14 protein-coding genes and 3 pseudogenes are annotated in these 18,865 nt (G+C 71.7%); 12 read left to right on the top strand and 5 right to left on the bottom strand.

The genetic code is table 11. The features are described from left to right. Positions 1 to 272: 272 nt before the first annotated feature. Entirely contained in the window at positions 273 to 1,799 is a 1,527-nt protein-coding gene (locus AB0M76_RS36375) for an FAD-dependent oxidoreductase (RefSeq protein ID WP_365957027.1), read from the top strand. Then, on the top strand, positions 1,726 to 2,550 hold the full coding sequence (locus AB0M76_RS36370) for a GDSL-type esterase/lipase family protein (RefSeq protein ID WP_365957022.1): 825 nt from the start codon (positions 1,726 to 1,728) through the stop codon (positions 2,548 to 2,550). The genes AB0M76_RS36375 and AB0M76_RS36370 overlap by 74 nt, the downstream gene beginning before the upstream one ends. Here AB0M76_RS36370 and AB0M76_RS36365 read toward each other — a convergent pair. Continuing rightward, positions 2,450 to 2,800: pseudogene (locus tag AB0M76_RS36365) on the bottom strand (hypothetical protein); the annotation flags it as partial. The gene AB0M76_RS36370 and the pseudogene AB0M76_RS36365 overlap by 101 nt on opposite strands. Positions 2,801 to 3,005: 205 nt before the next feature. Between AB0M76_RS36365 and AB0M76_RS36360 the strand changes: the two are divergent. From AB0M76_RS36360 to AB0M76_RS36325, 8 genes are all read left to right on the top strand, one after another. Beyond that, positions 3,006 to 4,208, top strand: coding sequence for an FAD-dependent oxidoreductase (locus tag AB0M76_RS36360; RefSeq protein ID WP_365957021.1), 1,203 nt, complete (start codon positions 3,006 to 3,008; stop codon positions 4,206 to 4,208). Beyond that, positions 4,205 to 5,125, top strand: a complete 921-nt coding sequence (locus tag AB0M76_RS36355; protein ID WP_365957020.1) for an RNA polymerase sigma-70 factor — start codon at positions 4,205 to 4,207, stop codon at positions 5,123 to 5,125. Before AB0M76_RS36360 ends, AB0M76_RS36355 begins: the two co-directional genes overlap by 4 nt. Before the next feature lie 407 nt (positions 5,126 to 5,532). Further along, the gene (locus AB0M76_RS36350) at positions 5,533 to 6,060 is read left to right on the top strand and encodes a hypothetical protein (RefSeq protein WP_365957019.1); all 528 of its coding nucleotides are present in this window, start codon (positions 5,533 to 5,535) and stop codon (positions 6,058 to 6,060) included. Beyond that, positions 5,990 to 7,312 carry a UDP-N-acetylmuramoyl-tripeptide--D-alanyl-D-alanine ligase gene (gene murF / locus AB0M76_RS36345; protein WP_365957018.1) on the top strand — a complete coding sequence of 441 codons (1,323 nt, stop codon included), beginning with the start codon at positions 5,990 to 5,992 and terminating at the stop codon, positions 7,310 to 7,312. Before AB0M76_RS36350 ends, murF begins: the two co-directional genes overlap by 71 nt. A gap of 719 nt (positions 7,313 to 8,031) precedes the next feature. Beyond that, the gene (locus AB0M76_RS36340) at positions 8,032 to 9,123 is read left to right on the top strand and encodes a PP2C family protein-serine/threonine phosphatase (protein WP_365957017.1); all 1,092 of its coding nucleotides are present in this window, start codon (positions 8,032 to 8,034) and stop codon (positions 9,121 to 9,123) included. A 247-nt stretch (positions 9,124 to 9,370) separates the two neighbouring features. Continuing rightward, a complete protein-coding gene (locus AB0M76_RS36335; protein ID WP_365957016.1) occupies positions 9,371 to 9,538 on the top strand; it encodes a hypothetical protein in 168 nt (55 codons plus the stop codon). Between the two features lie 126 nt (positions 9,539 to 9,664). Beyond that, positions 9,665 to 12,022: an Orn/Lys/Arg decarboxylase N-terminal domain-containing protein gene (locus AB0M76_RS36330; protein WP_365957015.1), complete on the top strand. Its 2,358-nt coding sequence runs from the start codon at positions 9,665 to 9,667 to the stop codon at positions 12,020 to 12,022. Between the two features lie 246 nt (positions 12,023 to 12,268). Then, entirely contained in the window at positions 12,269 to 12,622 is a 354-nt protein-coding gene (locus AB0M76_RS36325; protein ID WP_365957014.1) for a VOC family protein, read from the top strand. 178 nt (positions 12,623 to 12,800) lie between these two features. On the opposite strand, the gene AB0M76_RS36320 is transcribed toward AB0M76_RS36325, so the two are convergent. Together AB0M76_RS36320 and AB0M76_RS36315 are read right to left on the bottom strand one after the other, a co-directional pair. Beyond that, positions 12,801 to 13,466 (bottom strand): response regulator transcription factor, encoded by a 666-nt coding sequence (locus AB0M76_RS36320; RefSeq protein WP_365957013.1) that lies wholly within the window; start codon positions 13,464 to 13,466, stop codon positions 12,801 to 12,803. A gap of 14 nt (positions 13,467 to 13,480) precedes the next feature. Then, positions 13,481 to 14,710, bottom strand: coding sequence for a sensor histidine kinase (locus AB0M76_RS36315; RefSeq protein WP_365957012.1), 1,230 nt, complete (start codon positions 14,708 to 14,710; stop codon positions 13,481 to 13,483). Positions 14,711 to 14,977: 267 nt separating this feature from the next. Here AB0M76_RS36315 and AB0M76_RS36310 point away from each other — a divergent pair, with 267 nt between their 5' ends. Together AB0M76_RS36310 and AB0M76_RS36305 are read left to right on the top strand one after the other, a co-directional pair. Next, positions 14,978 to 17,215, top strand: a complete 2,238-nt coding sequence (locus AB0M76_RS36310; RefSeq protein ID WP_365957011.1) for an MMPL family transporter — start codon at positions 14,978 to 14,980, stop codon at positions 17,213 to 17,215. Positions 17,216 to 17,356: 141 nt separating this feature from the next. Further along, a pseudogene (locus tag AB0M76_RS36305) lies at positions 17,357 to 17,662 on the top strand (HTH domain-containing protein); the annotation flags it as partial. A gap of 19 nt (positions 17,663 to 17,681) precedes the next feature. Here AB0M76_RS36305 and AB0M76_RS36300 read toward each other — a convergent pair. Next, positions 17,682 to 18,209, bottom strand: a pseudogene (locus AB0M76_RS36300) (hypothetical protein); the annotation flags it as partial. Further along, positions 18,206 to 18,793 (bottom strand): ankyrin repeat domain-containing protein, encoded by a 588-nt coding sequence (locus AB0M76_RS36295; protein ID WP_365957010.1) that lies wholly within the window; start codon positions 18,791 to 18,793, stop codon positions 18,206 to 18,208. The pseudogene AB0M76_RS36300 and the gene AB0M76_RS36295, both read right to left, overlap by 4 nt. Positions 18,794 to 18,865: the final 72 nt, after the last annotated feature.

The following is an 18,865-nucleotide window of genomic DNA, read 5'->3' as shown; positions in this document are numbered from 1 at the left end:
GAGATACGACAAACTCGCCGTCCGCTACGAGGCAACCGTGCTGGTCGCAGCCATCAACGAGTGGCTGTGATCAGCACTTTCGCAACAGACCCTAGCCTCCTCCTCGCTGATCGGCACTTTGACCAGGGGTGATCGGGGCGGCGGATGCCCGGTGTCGGTGGCATGTCGGGGGACTGTCGGGGGACTGTCGGTCCGATGTCGGTGCGGTCCGGCACATTTCCAGAGGTACGGCCGGGTGCCCATCCGGCTGTAGGTCTGGGAGGGGAACTATCGTGCATGACGTAGTGATCGTGGGCGCCGGCCCGGTCGGTCTGTTCCTTGCCTGCGAGCTTGGTCTCGCGGGCTGTTCGGTCCTGGTGCTCGAGCGGGAGCCGGAGCCCGGCTCCCCGTGGAAGGCGGAACCGCTGGGGAGGCGCGGCCTGTCCGCCGCGTCGCTCGAGGCGTTCCACCGCCGCGGGATGCTGCACCCGCTGTTGACGGCGTCGGGCGACAGCGGCGCCCCCGCTGCGAACCCCGACGCGGACGAGGCGTCACCCCCTCGCTGGGCGGGCCACTTCGCCGGCATGATGCTCGACCCGGCCAAGGTCGACGTCACCGCCCTGCCGTTCCGGCTTCCCAGCCCCGCACCGGACGTTGTGCTGACGCACCTCGACGCGGTCGAGGCGGTACTGGCCGAGCAGGCAGCCAAGCTCGGCGTGGACGTCAGGCGCGGCGTCACGGTCTCGGCCATCGCCCAGAACGATGAGGGCGTGGTCGCACAAGCCGGCGCGGACGCGTACGCGGCGCGCTGGCTCGTCGGCTGCGACGGCGGACGCAGTACGGTGCGCAGGCTCGCGGGCTTCGACTTCGTCGGCACCGAGCCGCAGTTCACCGGCTACACCATGCACGCGACCATCGCTGATCCCGAGAAGCTGAGGCCCGGGTTCAACCTGACGCCGACGGGCATGTACATGCAAATGCCCTCCTCGGAAGGGCACGTCGGCATGATGGACTTCGACGGCGGCGCGTTCGATCGCGCGCAGCAGCCGACTCGCGACCATCTCCAGACGGTTCTGCGCCGGGTGTCCGGCACCGACGTGACGGTGAGCGACGTCCGTCTCGCTTCGAGCTTCACCGACCGGGCGATGCAGACGACGACCTACCGGCAGGGACGCGTCCTGGTCGCGGGCGACGCCGCCCACATCCACTCGCCCCTTGGCGGGCAGGGACTCAACACCGGCATCGGCGACGCCATAAACCTGGGTTGGAAGCTCGCGGCGACCGTGCACGGGCACGCGCCGGACGGGCTGCTCGACACGTACACCGGCGAGCGCCATCCGATCGGCGCAGCGGTGCTCGACTGGTCGCGCGCCCAGGTGGAGGCCATGCGGCCGGACCCGCATGGGCAGGCGATGCAAGGAGTGGTCCGCGACCTCATCGGGACCCGTGACGGAACGACCTACGTGTTCGAGAGGCTGTCGGGATCGTGGGTCCGTTACGACTTCGGCAGCGAGCATCCGCTGGTCGGCCGCATCGCCCCGGACCTTCGCCTCGAGGACGGCACGCGCCTCGGCGAGCTGATGCAGGACGGACGGGGCGTGGCGCTCGATTTCAGCGCCGACCGACGCCTGCGCGGTTCGGCGATGCGCTGGGAGAGCCGCGTACGGTACGCCGCCGGCCCGGCGCGGAACGACCTTGGACTGGGTGCCGTACTGGTCCGGCCTGACGGCGCAGTCGCCTGGGCAGGTGATCGCCACCCTGATGGTGAAGCCTTCGAGCGGGCCGCCGGCCGCTGGTTCGGTGGTCCCGAAATCTCTTGATCGCCGGAACATCAACGTTCTCATCCGCTTTCCCCTCCTCACCCTGGTTCAAGGAGCGCACATGACGATCACTGTCCGGCCGGGAAGCACCGTGATGTTCACCGGCGATTCGATCACCGACTGCCGACGGCTGGAGAGCGAAGACGGCCTCGGGTTCGGCTACCCGCTGCGCGTCGCGGGCGAGTGGGGACTCCGGCACCCGGATCGGCCCGTGACCTGGCTGAACACCGCGAACGCGGGCAACAAGGTGATGGACCTCGAAGCCCGCTGGCAGACGGACGTACTCGACGCGCGCCCGGACGTGGTGTCGATCCTCGTCGGGGTCAACGACATGGGCTGGCACACGCTGGACCCGAAGGGGTACGTGATCCCCGCGGAGGAGTTCGAAGCGGGTTATGACCGCCTGCTCGCGCCCCTCGCCGAGGCGGGCACCAAGCTGATCCTCATCGAGCCGTTCCTCCTGCCGATCCACGGCGTCGTCGAGGCCGGTGCCGGTGTCGCGCTCATCGGCGAGAAGGAGCGGGAGGAGTGGCGCACCGACCTGGACCCGAAGATCCAGGTCGTGCGCAAGCTCGCCCGCAAGTACGGCGCGCATCTGCTCGCCGCCGACGGCATGTTCGCCAAGCTCGCCGCGACCACCGAGCCGGAGGCTTCCCGGCGAGCCGCAGACCCTGCGGATGCGCCTTCGCGGCTACGGACCCGTCGGGGGCCGCGACCAGGGCGACGTCCACGTCACGCCAGTCGCCGGTGAGCGGATCCTTGAACCGGATCGGCCCGGCCGACACCTCGGTCGTGAGCGAACCGTCCTTGTTCACCCACGTCGTCGACGTCTCTGAGCGCTCGGAGAGCGCCTCGACGCGATGCCCGTAGAGACGCGCGGCCACGCGCGCCGAGGCCACGTCGGCGGCGGACTGCGCCGTGGCCCGGTCCTGCTGCGCGGCGCCGCCGGCCGCGGGGGAGGCGACGGCGGATTCGGCTCCGTAGAGCGAGGATCACGGCAGCCAGGGCAGTCGCGGTGGCGCGCAGCCCACCGTGCTTCCTGGAGGGTTCGAGGTCCGTGAGGAGGATGGCCGCTGACGATGAACGAGGGACTCCGTGGACATCAGCCATGGCGGCTGTGTCGCGCGTCACATCGGCCGCATGTCACGAACGGGCCTGCAGCTTCCATCTGGTGGTCGTCAGCAGCAAGCGGAGGAAGGCGAAACGATGAACGAACGGCACGAAGCAGGGGCGACTGTGCACCGTGTTCTGGTCCTGGGGGCGGGTTACGCGGGCATGTCCGCGGCGATCCAGCTCGCGGCCCGGGTCGAGGGACACCAGGGCGTGCAGGTGACCCTGGTGAACGCGCAGGAGCGGTTCACCGAACGGATGCGGCTGCACATGACCGGGACCGGGCAGCGGCTCGCCGAACTGAGCATCCCGGAGCTACTGGCCGGCACGGGTGCGCAGTTCATGCGCGGCTGGGTGACGGCGGTGGACGCGGTCGCGAGGACCGTACGGCTCGACGATGACCGCATCCTGCACTACGACACGCTCGTGTACGGGCTGGGCGGCGTGGCCGACACAGCGGCGGTGCCGGGGGTCGAGGACCAGGCGTACACCCTGAACAGCCCCGAGGACGCCGAGGTGCTGGCCGACCGGCTGGCGCGGCTCGGCAGCGGCACGGTGGTGGTCGCAGGCAACGGGCTCACCGGTATCGAGTCGGCCGCGGAGATCGCCGAGCAGCACCCGGGGCTGAACGTCGTGCTGCTGGGCCGGAGCGAACCCGGCGCGGCCATGAACCCGAAGGCCAGGAGGTACCTGCACTCCGCGCTCGAGCGCCTGGGCGTCCAAGTGCGCAGCGGGGCTGAGGTGGTGAAGGTGCTGCCCGATGCGGTCGAGCTGGCGGGCGGGGAGAGCATCCCCGCCGACGTGGTCTTGTGGACGAGCGGTACGCGGGTGTCGCCGCTGGCGGCCGCCGCCGGGCTGACCGTCGACGAGCGCGGCCGCATCGTCACCGACGCCGCGCTGCGGTCGGTGTCGCATCCGGAGGTGTACGCCGTGGGCGACGCGGCCGCCGTCCGCCAGGGCTACGGCGTCATGCACGGCACCTGCCAGGGCGGCATGCCGACCGGCGTGCACGCCGCGGTGTCGATCTTCCGTGTGTTGAAGGGCAAGCAGCCCAAGCCCTTCCGCTTCGGCTACTACCACACGCCGGTGAGCCTGGGGCGGCACGACGCGGTCGTGCAGTTCACCCGCCCCGACGACAGCCCCCGGCGGATTTATCTGACCGGCCGTATGGCGACACGGTATAAGGAGACTGTGACTGCCTCGCCCTGGCCGACCTACGGCCGTATGAAGAAGATGCCCGCCTCGGGCGCGTTCTGGCCGCGCGGCGGCCGCTTCACCCGTGTCCAGGGGGCACGGTGACCCAGCCGTCCGCGGACCTTGACCAGCAGATATTCCACCAGCACCGCAATCTGCTGTTCTCAGTGGCCTACCGTTTCCTCGGCACCGCCGCCGATGCCGAGGACGCGGTCCAGGATGCCTGGATCAAATGGTCGGCCGCCGACCGCTCGCAGGTGGCCGATCCCAAGGCGTACCTGACGCGGATCGTCTCGAATCTGGCGCTGGAACGGCTGCGCTCCACCCGGTACAAGCGCGAAACGTATGTGGGGCCGTGGCTTCCGGAGCCCATTCTCACCGGCGGGGATGCCGCCGAGGCCGTCACGGACGCCGAGTCGGTGTCGATGGCGATGCTGGTGGTGCTGGAGACGCTGAGCCCGCTCGAACGCGCGGTGTTCGTGCTGAAGGAAGTCTTCGACTTCAGCCATGCCGAGATCGCGGAGGCGGTGGAGCGGTCCGAAGTCGCGGTGCGGCAGGCCGCGCACCGCGCTCGTGAGCATGTACGGGCGCGTCGGCCGCGCTTCCCCACGGACCGCTCGAGGCAGCGCGAGGTCACCGAGCGGTTCTTCGCCGCCTCGACCGGTGGTGACGTCAACGCCCTGATGGAGTTGCTGTCCCCGGACGTCACTTTGTGGACCGACGGCGGCGGCAAGGTCCGCCAGGCTCTGCGTCCGGTCGTGGGCGCATCCACGGTGGCTGCCTGGTTCGCGGCCATCGGCACCGTCACCTACCAGGGCATCGAGCCGGCCGACATGAACGCTGAACTCGTCGAAATAAACGGCGGGCCCGGCATGCTGTTCAGCGGACCGAGCCGGGTGATCGCCACTGTCACCTTCGATTTCGACGCCGACGGCCGCATCACCGCCATCCACAACGTGGCCAACCCGGACAAGCTCCAGGCCATCGCCGAAGGAACCACTCACCACGTTGGGACGCGGTAGGCCCTGTACGAGACCGTCCGCAGCCGGCTTCGAGACCATGGCTGTGCTCTGCACGACGAGGGGGCCCGGGCGCTGCCGACGCGGCGATCCGCCGTGAATGCCAGGGCCGGCTTGTCGATGCGCGCTGTCATGCGGAAGTGCGGCGTTGGCCACGAGACCATGCAGAGGTCCCGGTGGGAGGCCTCGCCCGGGACAAGGCCCGTGCCATCGCCGGCAACGGCCTGATTGCCTGTGTCCTGGCCGACCACCGCTGCCGGCGGACCCGCCTTGTGGGGACAACCTTGTCGATACAACCTCTCGCTGAGAAGGGGACCTTGCCGCCCGGAGGCTTGGCGAAAGCCCTGCGGAGCGTAGCGCCGGGTACTACGGTTTCGTGCATCGGACACGAAAGGGACGGGAGCGGTCGGGTGTTGGCGGAGGGGTTGGTGGCACTCGCCGCGGCCGGAGGCGCCGCGGTGGTCCAGGCGGCCGGGACCAGCGCGTGGCAGGGGTTCCAGGAGGCCGTCGCCCGGTGGTTCGGGCGTGGCGACGAGGAGCGTGAGCGCGTCGAGCTGGAGCGCCTCGACCGCTGCGCGGCGGCACTCGAGGGCGCCCGGGGCGGTGAGGAGAACGAGCGGCTGAGCATCAGTCAGCAAGGTGCCTGGCAGGCCCGCTTCGAGCAGGCGCTGGAGACCCTGAGCGATGCCGAGCGCGAGGAGGCGGCACGTACCCTGCGCGCCCTGCTCGACGCACGCGCGCCGACGGGCGGGGTATCGGCGGCGGGCGACGGACAGGCGGTCGGGGGGAGCGTGGACATCCGGGCCGACCACGGCTCCGCCGCAGCGCGGCGGGCGTCTGTGCGACGTGCCGGACCCGTCTGTGCTGGTGACCGCGCCTGCAGCCGTCGACTCGCGCGCGGTCGAGCGTGGTGGTCTGTTCGCTGCGCTGGCCGGTGAGCATGCCGACGGTCACACCTTCGCCGCGGACGCAGTGAAGGCCGGGGCCGTGGCGGTCCTTGCCGGCCGGCCCGTCGGCGTTCCTGCCGTGGTCGTCGATGACGTACTGGACGCGCTCGCCGCGCTCGCCCGCACGGTGCTGGCCGAGGTGCCGCAGGCGATGGTGATCGGGCTGACCGGCTCGGCGGGCAAGACCGGTACGAAGGATCTGATCGCACAGGTGCTCCCCGAGCTCGGGCCGACGATCGCGACGATGAAGTCGTTCAACGGCGAGATCGGCATGCCGCTGGCCGTGACCCACGTGGACCGCGACGTGCGGTACATCGTGCTGGAGATGGGCGCCCGCGGCATCGGCCACATCTCCCACCTGACGCGCATCGCCCCACCCATGGTCGGCCTGGTCCTCAACATGGGAACCGCGCACGTCGGCGAATTCGGCGGACGTGAGCAGATCGCCCAGGCCAAGGGCGAGCTCGTCGAGGCCCTCCCCGCCAAGGGACTGGCCATCCTCAACGCCGACGATCCGCTGGTGGCTGCCATGGCCCACCGCACCCGCGCCCAGGTGTTGACGTTCGGCATCGATCGGAACGCCCACGTTCGGGCGGTGGACGTCACCCTCGACCCGGCGGGCCGGGCCTCGTTCACCCTCGTCGCCGCCGGCAGCGACGCGCGCGTCGAACTGTCGCTGCACGGGGTACACCACGTCTCCAACGCACTGGCCGCGGCCGCCGTCGCGATCGGGCTGGGCGCCGACGTGGAGAAGACCGCGGACGCGCTGTCCCGCGCGGTCCTGGTGGCATCCGGCCGCATGGAGGTCACGGACCGGCCCGACCGGGTGCGGGTCATCAACGACGCGTTCAATGCGAACCCCGATTCGATGAAGGCAGCGCTGGCGGCACTCGAGGCCATGGCCGACGGACGGCGGACCGTGGCGGTCCTGGGCGAGATGAAGGAGCTCGGTGCCGCCGGCGGCGACGGACACCGGCAGGTCGGCCGCCTCGTCGCCGCCTCCGGTGTGAACGTGCTGATCGCGGTCGGCAGCGCCGACGCTCAGGCGTTGGCCGAGGCCGCGCAGGAGGACGATCCGCGCCTGCAGGTGGTCAGCGCCCGCGACCGGGACCACGCCCTGACCCTGGTCCGCGATCTGATCGAGCCGGGGGACATCGCCCTGGTGAAGGGCTCCCACAGCGTTGGGCTGGAACACACCGCGGTATGCCTGGCACAGCCCGCCGCTGCGGCGGAGGACCGCTAGTGCCGCGGGAGCCGGCACCTCACGCGGGCGGCCCACGCGAAATGGGCGGGGACGGCCGTGCCCGTTCCCACCTTCGTGCACAGCGCCTCGGGGGAACTCAGGAGCGCGGTGGCGCGGGCAAGCTCGGTGAGCGCCTGGTCCAGGTAGATCCGGCCCGCATTCGGGCGTGCGGGGGCATCCCCATGCGTGGACGACGGCTTCGGGGGGTCGGCTCCCGGGGCCGTCGGCCCGGTTGGGCTTGGCGGTCCAGGCCAGCGCATGTGTGCCTCGGGCAGGGCCGGGGGCTCGAGGTAGGGGTACGACGGCGGGCGCTCGGTGGCCACGCGGCCGTAGCCGGCGGGCTCTGCCCCCAGGTCCGCCGTCGTGGACCTGGGGCCACGGCGACCTGGCGGCGCCACCCGGCACGCCCGGTGGTGCGGGTTCGGGCATGGTCAGGCGTGCCGGGGCGGCTGCTGAAGCGCGGCCTGGCAGGAATGCGCGAGCATCGGTGTGCGCACACCCGAATTGCGTCATGTGTTCGATTCTCTGTCCTGGTGTCGACCGTCCACGCCGCCAGGTCGGCGGACGGCCGCCCTGTGCCGGCAACGGTTGATCAGCGACAGCAAAGTCCGAGTGGCGCGGGCCGCAGGGGCGCTCATCGACTGCGGGGCGGGAGGCGTAGGCGGCCGACTCTGCTCGCCAGGGCGCTATGCCCTTATTCCGCACATATCATGTGAGGTGTGATCGAGTCTGGACGGCCGCGGCTGCCTCGGCGCTACGGCCGGGGGTGGCTTGTGCGGCTGTCGCCGGTCATTCTGACCGTCGTGATCGCCAGCCTGGCCTACGCCACTCCGCCTGAGATGGCCTTCAGTCGCCTCCTGCCCGCGGCGCCGGCCCTGGCCGCCGCCATGTGGCCGGTCCTCCCCACCGTCCTGCTCGGGACGGTCTGCCTCTTTCTGATGATCGGCCTCGGCCTCGTCTTCCCCGATCTGGGAACGTGGTGGACGGCCGCGGGGATCGTCGCGGTCACCGTTGCCGCCGCGTACGGAAGCCATCTCCGGCTCCAGCGGGAGCGCACCCTCTTCCAGGTGCGTCTCGTCGCCGACGCGGCGCAGCAGGTGGTGCTGAGCCCCCTGCCACGCCGCTTCGGGAATGTCGAGATCGAGTCGCTGTACCTCGCGGCCGCGGCCGAGGCCCGCATCGGCGGGGACTTCTACGAGGTGGTCGACACGCCGTACGGGGTCAGGCTGCTCATCGGTGACGTGCGGGGCAAGGGCCTGCCGGCAGTGGGGGCGGCCGCGGCGATCGTCAATGCCTTCCGGGAGGCGGCCTACGACGAGACCGACATGGTGAACGTCGCACGCAGGATGGACGCCAGCAGCACCCGTTACAACGCCGCCTTCCCGCCCGAGGGCCCGATGGAGCGGTTTGCCACCGCCCTTCTCGTCGAGATCCCGCACGTAGGCAGCCGTATCGGCATCCTCAACTGCGGGCACCCCCCGCCGCTGCTCCTGAACCGAGGGACACTCCGTGTCCTCGAGCCCGACACCCCCTCGCCACTGCTCAGCCTCGCGGAGCTGATCGGCGATCACTACAACGTCGACACCTTCGACTTTGCCCCCGGCGACCTGTTGCTCCTCTATACCGACGGAATCGCCGAGGCCCGAGCCCGCGACGGAGAGTTCTTCCCGCTGGCAGCCTGGATGCGTGGACAGCCCCCGACACCGCCCCGCGAACTGCTCACGGCTCTTCACCGCGACCTCCTCCGCTACAGCAGAGGCCGCCTTGACGACGACGTCGCCGCCCTGGCCGTACGCCTGTCTGACCCCTGAGGCACGGAGTCCCGGTGAGCGGCCCGCACCACTCAACCTCGATGGCACAAAGGGCAGCGGGGGCAGTGCACTGCGCGCCGTGGTCGGTGACCGAAGGGGGGTGCCCGCCGAAGGGAGACGGCCCCGGTGGTGTTGTGGCCGCGGGTGGAGCCGGTGCTGCCGCAGGCTGCGGAGTCGGTGCCGGGCCCGGGCGTGCCGGCGGGCGGCGCCGCTTTCGAGCAGAACGGCCCCGTGGATGCTGTGTCCGATGACGACGGACCTTGCCGACGCGGGGGAGCGGCTGGAGTGGTGGCCCGACGTGTCGGGGGTCGAGGGCATCGTGGGCAAGGGCATGAACCCCTGCCGCAGGTACCAGGAATGGGGAATTCATCCTGTCTCGGCAATTTTGTTCCCCTCCTGTGCCTCCTGCGAGTGAAGCAGGTGTCGAAGATCGCCCATCGTCCACAGCCGCCGGAAGACTGTGGCGCAAGTCGGCGGTCCGTCGGCACGGCGGCACAACGACGCCCACCTCCACCCCCCCCATCACATGAAGGCGGATGTCATGGCGAACGGCACGGTCCTGCTGGCCCTGCGCGAGGACCCCTTGGGCGGCGGCGCGAGCTCGGAACAACTGCGCAGGATCGGCAAGGAGATCGCGAACAAGGGGCTGGAGACGCGATGGGCCGCCAGTGCCGGTGACGCCCGGGCCACCCTGTACACCGAGGCGGGACTCGCGGCCGCCGTCGTCGCATGGGACCTTCCGTGCGGCGGTGGCGGTGGCGGTGGGGGCGGGGGCGGGCGCGGGGCCACCGACGAGGGCGGCGGCGCCGACGTCCTGCGTTACATCGCGCGCCGTTTCAAAGACCTGCCCGTCTTCCTCCTCATGACGGAAGAGGCCGACCACGACCTCGAACGCCTTCCCCTCTGGGTCTCCGAGGCGGTGGTCGGCTACATCTGGCCCCTGGAGGACACGCCCGCGTTCATCGCCGGCCGTGTCGCCACCGCCGCCCGCGCCTACCACACGGACGTCCTGCCGCCGTTCTTCAAGGCGTTGCGCCGTTTTGACGACGCCCACGAGTACTCCTGGCACACCCCCGCGCACGCGGGCGGTGTCGCGTTCCTCAAGTCCCCCGCCGGACGAGCCTTCTTCGACTACTACGGCGAGCGCCTCTTCCGCAGCGACCTGTCGATCTCGGTCGGCGAGCTGGGATCGCTCTTCGAGCACAGCGGCCCGATCGGTGAGGCGGAGCGCAACGCCGCCCGCGTCTTCGGCGCCGACCGTACGTACTTCGTCCTGCACGGCGACTCCACCGCCGACCGCATGGTGGGGCACTACAGCGTGACCTCCGACGAGATCGCGCTGGTGGACCGCAACTGCCACAAGTCCGTGCTGCACGGCCTGGTGATCTCCGGGGCCCGCCCCGTCTACCTCGTGCCCACGCGCAACGGTTACGGCCTGGCCGGCCCGCTGCCCCCGGCCGAGACCGACGCGGCGGCGGTCGCCGCCCGGATCGCGGCCAACCCGCTCACGGCGGGCGCGGTGTCGCCCGAAGCCCAGTACGCGGTCCTCACCAACTCCACGTACGACGGCCTGTGCTACGACACCGTCGCGGCGGCCCGGGCCTTCGCCCCCAGCACCCCTCGTCTGCACTTCGACGAGGCCTGGTTCGCCTACGCGCGCTTCCACCCCCTGTACGCCGGGCGCTACGGAATGGCCGTCGGCCCCGACACCTTCGAAGGGCCCGACCGGCCCACCGTCTTCTCCACGCAGTCCACCCACAAGCTGCTGGCCGCGCTCTCGCAGTGCGCAATGGTCCACGTCAAGTCGGCGCCCCGGGCTCCCGTCGAACACGAGCGGTTCAACGAGGCGTTCATGATGCACGGCACCACCTCGGCGCTCTATCCCGCGATCGCCTCCCTGGACGTGGCCACCGCCATGATGGACGGCGCGCAGGGCCAGTGGCTGATCGACGAGGCGATCACCGAGGCGATCCGCTTCCGCCAGGCCGTCGTCCGTACCGGCCGCCGGATCGCCGCCGCCGGCGACCGGCCCGGCTGGTTCTTCGGCGTGTGGCAGCCCGACACCGTCACCGACCCGGGCACCGGCGAACGCATCCCGTTCGCCGACGCCCCGTCCGCGCTGCTGAGCCGTGAGCCCGGCTGCTGGCACCTCGAGCCCGGCGCCGACTGGCACGGGTTCGCCGGTCTCAGCGAGGGCTACTGCCTGCTGGACCCGGTCAAGGTGACCCTGACCTGTCCCGGCGTTACGGCCACCGGCGAGACCTCGCCTTGGGGCATCCCGGCGCGGATCCTCACCGCGTACCTGGCGAACCGCGGAATCGTCGTGGAGAAGACCGACAGCTACAGCACGCTCGTCCTCTTCTCCATGGGCATCACCAAGGGCAAGTGGGGCACCCTGATGGACGCCCTCATGGACTTCAAGGCCCTGTACGACTCCGACGTGCCGCTGGACCGGGTCCTGCCCGGTCTGGTCGAGCAGTTCCCGCGCCGGTACGCCGGCACCACCCTGGGCCGGCTGTGCCAGGAGATGCACGAGCACCTCACCCGCGCCGATCTGATCACTGCGCTCGACACTGCCTTCCAGCAGCTCCCGGAGCCCGTCGCGCCGCCCCAGCGCTGCTACCAGCAGCTGATCCGGGGCGGCACCGAACGCCTGCGGCTGGCCGATGCCGCGGGCCGGGTGGCGGCCGCGATGGTCACGGTGACCCCGCCCGGCATCCCGGTACTGATGCCCGGGGAGTCCGTCGGCGCCCCCGACGGCCCGCTGCTGCGCTACCTGGGCGCGCTGGAGGCCTTCGACCGCGCCTTCCCCGGCTTCCACAGCGAGGCCCACGGGGTCACGATCGATCCGGAGAACGGCGACTACCGGATCGAGTGCGTACGCCTTCCGGACGCCTGACGCACCCCTGACGTGCAGGACCCGCCGGCAGCCGTCCCCCGCCCGTGCCGCGGGCGAGGGAAGGCCGCCGGCGTCCGGAGACGCTGGGGTGTCGACGTTCCCGCGTCACCGATCCACGCTGGCCGCTCGGCGCGAGGACCGGGACCACGCCGAGCTCTGGGACGCGATGGAGACGGGGGAGTGAGGCGGGCCATGGTGTGGTGCCGGCCAGGGCCAGGCCGATCGCCGTGCCGGCAAGATGTCTGCATGGAACGTGTGCTTGGCATCGGTGGATACTTCATGCGGGCGGCCGACCCGGCTGCCCTGAGCGCGTGGTATCGCGATTGCCTGGGCCTGGACGCCGATGAGAACGGCCTGTGGCGTCAGGGCGCCGGGCCGACGGTGTTTGCGACGTTCGAGTCCGAGACCGACTACTTCGGGTCCCCCGCCCAGCGAACCATGCTCAACTTTCGGGTCCGCGACCTGGATGCGATGCTCGCGCAATTGCGTGCCAAGGGGGCGGACGTGGCCGAAGAGACGCAGCGCATGGAGGGCGTCGGTCGATTCGGCCGGGTCACCGACCCTGAAGGCAATCGGATCGAGCTGTGGCAGGCCGCCTGAGGATGATGGCGGCCCAGGTGACAAGAACGTCGCTGCGTTGTACGAGTCGTTCGTGGCCCTGTGCCTGAGCCGAGGCCGAGGTCGTCTCAACCGCGAAGGTGCGCACCATCCGGGAACCCGCCGCCCCGCCCGCTTTTCCCCCGCTACACCTGGCCGTCCCCTGCGGGCACTTGGTCGGTCAACCGCTCGAGTGACCCGCCGCCACCAGGCCCGATTCGTACGCCGCGATGACTGCCTGCGCACGGTCGCGGACGCCCAGCTTGGTGAAGATGCCGGTGATGTGGTTCTTGACCGTGGAGACGCTGATGTCCAGGTCCCCGGCGATCTCCGCGTTGTCGAAACCGGTCGCCAGCAGCAGCCAGATCTCCAGCTCGCGCGGTGTGAGGCCGGCCGGAGCCGTCGCCGCCGGGCGCGGCCGGGCGGAGCCCCGTACATAGGTGGAGATCAGCCTGGTGAGCAGTCGGGGCGCGACGGCGGCCTCGCCGGTGTGCACGGTGTGCACCGCGGCGATGAGCTCCTCCGGGGAGATGTCCTTGGGGAGGAAGCCGTACGCGCCGGCGCGCAGGGCGGCGACCACGTACTCGTCCATGTCGAAGGTACTGAGGGCCAGAACGCGGGATTCCGGCAGTGTCCGCGCCAGCTCTTCGGTGGCCTGGACGCCGTCGAGGACCGGCATCCGGATGTCCATGACGACCACGTCGGGCCGCAGCTCGTGGGCCAGGGCGACGGCCAGGGCGCCGTCCTCGGCCTCGCCCACCACCTCGAACGCCGGGTCGGGCGCCAGGATCAGGGCCAAGCCCCGCCGTACCAGCGGCTGGTCGTCGGCTATGAGCACACGGATCATCCGCGTCGGTCCTCTCACTGTCCTCCCGGGTCGCCTGCCGGGAGCCTGGCCGCCACCCTGAATCCGCCGCCGTCGCACGAGCCGGCCTCCAGGGTGCCGCCTTGCAGCGCGACGCGTTCCCGCATTCCGATCAGACCGTACCCGCTGCCGGTGCCCGGCCGCGAAGCCCCCGGCCGGGTACCGCCCGCGCCGTCGTCCCGTACCTCCACGTCGACGCCGTCCGGACCGTACGTCAGCCGTACGTGAGTCCGCGCGCCGACGGCGTGCTTACGGGAGTTGGTCAGGGCCTCCTGGACGATCCGGAACACCGTCAGGCCGACGGTCGGCGGCAGCGGGCGGGCCGTCCCCCGTACGGTGAACTCGGTGGGCGTGCCGGCCAGCCGGGACTCGGTGATGATCCGGCCGAGGTCCCCGGTCCCGGGCTGCGGCGCCGGCGGGACCTGCTCCGGTTCCTCCCCGGCCCGCAGGACGTCGAGGAGTTGCCGCATCTCCCGCAGCGCCATCCGCCCGGAGTCCTCCAGGGTGACCAGCGCCTCGCGGGCCGCACCCGGGTCGTGCGCCAGGTTGGCCCGGGCGCCGCCGGCCATCAGCTGCATGGTGGTGATGTGGTGCGCGACGATGTCGTGCAACTCGCGTGCGATCCGGCGGCGTTCCTCGGCCACCGCCCGGTCGGCCAGCAGGGTGCGCCTGGCCTCGGCCTCCTGCTGCCAGCGGCGCACCACCAGTCCGGTGCCGACGACGAGGACCACCGCGAGTGTGTTGCCGAGCAGGCCCGGCAGGACGGACGAGTCTCCATAGCCCCCGCTGATGATCGTGAGCGGCACGGTCGCGACGGCGGCCGCCGCCGTGACCGCCGGGCCGCGCAGGCGGGTCACGGTGTACAGCGCGACCATGTAGGCAGCGGAGAAGTGCGGGCCCTGCGGCGTGGTCAGGTTCAGCGCCGCGCCGAGGACGAGGACGGCGCCGAGCACGGTCACCGGCCTGGCCCGGCGGGCCAGCAGGCAGGGCGCAGCCAGGACCACGAGAACGAGAGCCGGCACGGTGACGGGCCGGCCGTCGTCCGCCGCGCCGAGCGAATAGCCGATCAGGTCGTTGACGGCCGCCCCGATGGCCACGAGCGCGTCATTGCGGGTCCAGTCGAAGACCGGACGGCGCGGCTTGCTGCGGTCGGCCTCGCCGAAGTCGCCCGCCCCTGCCCCGCCCTCGCCCGCCTCCTCGGCCCGGCCCTCACTGCGTATCGGCATGTCTGCCGGTCCCCCCTGTCACCGGCCCGCCGGATCCGGACCGGAGCGCCGCGATTCGCGTACAGGATCCATTCTCGCAGCGGAGAAACGACACCTCCTAGCCCGGCAGGCGGAGGACGGACCAGGACTCCGGTCCTGGTCCGGCGAGTACGCCGGACCCCGGTCCCGGGCGCGGGTTCCTCCCCGGCAACGACGTTTCGCGGCGCGGGCGCTGATGAGCTGGACAACGTCCGGGAACCCCCGGTCGATCGAGTTACGGAGGACCCTGTGATCCGCGCCCTGACCGGCTTCGCCACCCGAAGTCCCTGGAAGGTGATCGCCCTCTGGGCGGTGCTGGGCATCGCCACGACCATCCTCGGCCAGGCGTTCGTCTTCCGCGTCACGCAGCCCGGTACGGGCGAGTTCCTGCCCGCCACCTACGATTCCGCGGCGGCGCTGAAAGTCGCCGAGGAGCACTTCGGGGTCAAGCCCGACGCCAATCCGCTCACCATGCTGGTGGCCCGGGCGGACGGGGCGAAGCTGTCCGAGTCCGACGAGCTGCTGATCGACGCCGAGGCCGCGAAGCTCGCCCGGCGCGAGGTGGCTATGCCGAAGACGGAAGAGACGCCGCCCTTCACGAAGGACCACTCGCAGGTCCCCCGGGTCAGCCCGGCGATGACGGCCCCGGACCGGAGCTTCCGGCTGCTGTCGGTCGAACTGACCGGCAATCCCCTGGATCCCGGAATGCAGGAGCTGTACCGGGCCTTCCGGGACCAGGCCCGGGCCGAGTTCACCGAGGCCGGGCTGCGGACCGGGTTCACGGCCGGGCTCGCGAACAGCGTGGACACCGCCGATGCCGAGAAGACCCGTTCGACGGTCGTCGGCATCGCCATGCTCGCGGTGATCGTGCTGCTGCACGTCCTGGTGTTCCGAAGCGTCCTGGCGGCACTTGTGCCGCTGCTCGTGGTGTCGGTGATCGGCGGCGCGGCGGCCGGCGTGGTGGTCGGCGCCTCCCTGCTCACCGGCGTCCGACTCGACGCCTCCACCCCGCAGTTGATCAACGTGGTGCTGATCGGGATCGGGATCGACTACTTCCTCTTCCTGCTGTTCCGCTTCCGTGAGCAGCTGCGCGCCCGCCCCGAGCAGACCGGGCGCGCCGCGGCGGCCGAGGTCGCCGGCCGGGTGGGTATGGCGGTCACCTCCGCGGCGCTGACGATCGTCGCCGCGTTCTCCACCCTCGGGGTCGCGTCCTTCGGCCAGTTCCGGGTGCTCGGCCCGGCGATCGCCGTGTCCGTACTGGTGATGCTGCTGGGCAGTCTCACCCTGATGCCGGCCTTGCTGGCCGTCACAGGGCGGAAGATGTTCTGGCCCTCGCGCGGCCTGCGCCGTGAGCCCCCCGAAGGCATGGCCGGGCGGATGGGCCGCCAGGTGGCGAAGCGTCCGGTGACGATGGTGCTCGCCTCGCTGGCGGTGCTCGGCGCGCTGGCGGCGGGTCTGGCCGCGATGCAGACGGACTACGGGCCGGGTGGCGCGGGCGACACGGGTACGGCAGCGGCCCGCACGGCGGCCGAGATCGCGCGCACCCTGCCCGCCGGGGTGTCGGACCCGACCACCGTGTTCGTCACCGCCTCCGACGGCGGCAGGCTCGACGTCCACGCGCTCGGCGGACTGTCCAAGGCGCTCGCAGCGGTCGAAGGTGTCGGCCGGATCGCCCCGGCCGTACCCAGCGAGGACGGCAGGGCGGCGCGGATCGACCTGTTCCTGACCGCCGATCCGCAGGAGCAGCAGGCCCGCGACCTGGTGTCCGGACCGGTCCGGGACGCAGTGGCCGCGCACCGGCCCGAGGGCACTGAGGCGCACGTGGGAGGCACGGCCGCTCTCTTCGCCGACATCTCCTCCGCCGTCTCCGGCGATCTGAAGGTGGTCTTTCCCGTGGCCGCGGGGCTGATCTTGCTGATACTGCTCCTGCTGCTGCGCAGCCTGCTCGCGCCGCTGGTCCTGATGATCTCCGTCGGCCTGAGCTTCGCGGCGACCCTCGGCGCGTCGGCGCTGGTCTCCCAGAACCTGCTGGACCGGCCGGGGGTGAACTTCATGCTGCCGCTGGTGCTGTTCCTGTTCGTGGTCGCGCTGGGCACCGACTACAACATCCTGATCAGCGACCGGATACGGGAGGAGATGGAGAAGCCCGGTCCGGCCCGGGAGGCCGTGGCCCGGGCGGTACGGCACACCGCTCCGGCCATCGCGACGGCGGGCCTGGTCCTGGCCGCCTCGTTCGGGAGCCTGGCCGTCAACCCGAATCCGGGCACGCAGGAGATCGGCTTCGCGACGGCGCTCGGGATCATGCTGTCCGCGTTTGTCCTGTCGGTCGTGCTGGTTCCGGCGCTGGCCGCGCTGCTGGGCCGGTCGATCTGGTGGCCGGTACGGCCGCGGCGCACGGACCGCACCGCCGTCCACACCGGCGAGAACCGACACAACGGGCACACCGGGCGCGCCGACGACAAGGAGCGGCCCGTACCGGTGGGCTGATCGGGCGCCGAGGGCACGAAGCCGCCGGCGCGCGGAGGACCGTACGGGCCCTTCCGCGCGTCGGCGCCGATCCACGCGCCGGTGCCGGCGCGGGCAGGACCGATGCCGCCGGGGTGGCCTGGCGTCCGTGATCCTTGGAGCATGCGTGCCGCACGCCCTGTCCGTATGGCTCTCCTCATCCAGTCCACCCCCGGCCTGACCGCCGCCGCCCTCGCCCGCGAGCTGGAGGTTTCAGAGCGGACCGTGATCCGCGACGCCCAAGCCCTGCAAGAGGCCGGCATCCCGGTCAGGTCCGAGCGCGGCCGGTTCGGCGGCTACTCCCTGGCCCCCGGCTACCGGACCCGGCTCACCAGCCTGAATCCGAGCGAGGCGGAGACGCTGTTCCTGTCGGGGCTGCCGTCGGCTCTACAGGACCTCGGGCTGTCGGCCGCGGCGGACACCGCCCGGTAGCCGTGTCGATGACCTACAGCACCCCCGGGCCGCCGGGCACGTTGACCCCCACGTACAGTCGCCGCCCGTCGGGCGCGAGCGCGATGCCCATCCCGCCGCCCCGGTACTCGCCGGTGGTCACGGGCCCGCTGCGGGTGCGGTACGGGATGCGGTCCAGGCCGGTGCGGGTGGCGGTGTCCACCACCGCGACCCCCTCCGCCGTTGCGACCCAGGCCCGCCCGTCCGCGCCGAGTGCCAGCCCGTACGGGGCGGTCCCCACCTCCACCGAGCCGACCGGGCCGCGCGCGGGATCCACGAAGGTCACGGTCGAGCCGGCGAAGTCGGTGACCAGGAGCGTGCCGTGCGCCGTCGGCACGGCCGCGTCGGCCGCCGATGACTCGACCCGTGGTGCCGCCGCGGCCCCGGCCCCCTCCGGGCCGCTCGTACGATGGCCACCGCCACCGCCACCGCCACCGCCCGCCGCGCACCCGGCGAGCACGGCAACCCCGGCCAGGACCAGCGCCGGCCGATGCCTTCCGGCCTGGGGTACGCGCGGCGCCCTCACCGCAGCAACTCCGCGATCTCCGCGTATCCACGCCGCTCCGCGTGCGCGAGCGCCGTCACCCCGTCGCCGTCCGCCAGTTCCCGGTCCGCGCCGGCCGCGAGGAGCAGCCGTACGATCTCCTGGTGGGCCGGGCCCCCGTCGCCGAGGATCACGGCCTCCAGCAGGGCGGTCCAGCCGAGCCGGTTGACGTGATCGACGTCGATGTCCGTGACCGCCAGTACCTCCCGTACGTACGCGACGTGCCCGCGCTCGCTCGCCGGGATGTGCGACACGCCGCCGAACCGGTTGGTGCGCCGCAGGTCCGGCCCTGCCGGGAGCAGCACGCGCAGCATCGCCACGCTGCCGGTCACCCCGGTGACCAGCCAGGCGCTGTCCCGGCGGGCATCCTGGGCGTCGACGTCGGCGCCCGCCGCCACGAGCACCCTGGCCACCTGCACGTGGTTCGCGAGGGAGGCGAGGAGCAGCGGCGTGCGCAGCTCCTCGTCGCGCACCTCGACGTTCGCGCCCCCTTCGACCGCCGCCCGTACGGCAACGGCGTCCCCGGCCCGCGCGGCGTCCAGCAACCGGCGATCGACGTCCTTCATCCCGTACCCCTCATCCGCTCCACGGCCTCGCGGCCACCTGTCCTGACCTCGATCCTCTCTGCGTGCTCAAGA

This window comes from Streptomyces sp. NPDC051364, from assembly GCF_040682115.1.
Classification (GTDB): domain Bacteria; phylum Actinomycetota; class Actinomycetes; order Streptomycetales; family Streptomycetaceae; genus Streptomyces.
This window is presented reverse-complemented; position numbering and strand designations above follow the sequence as displayed.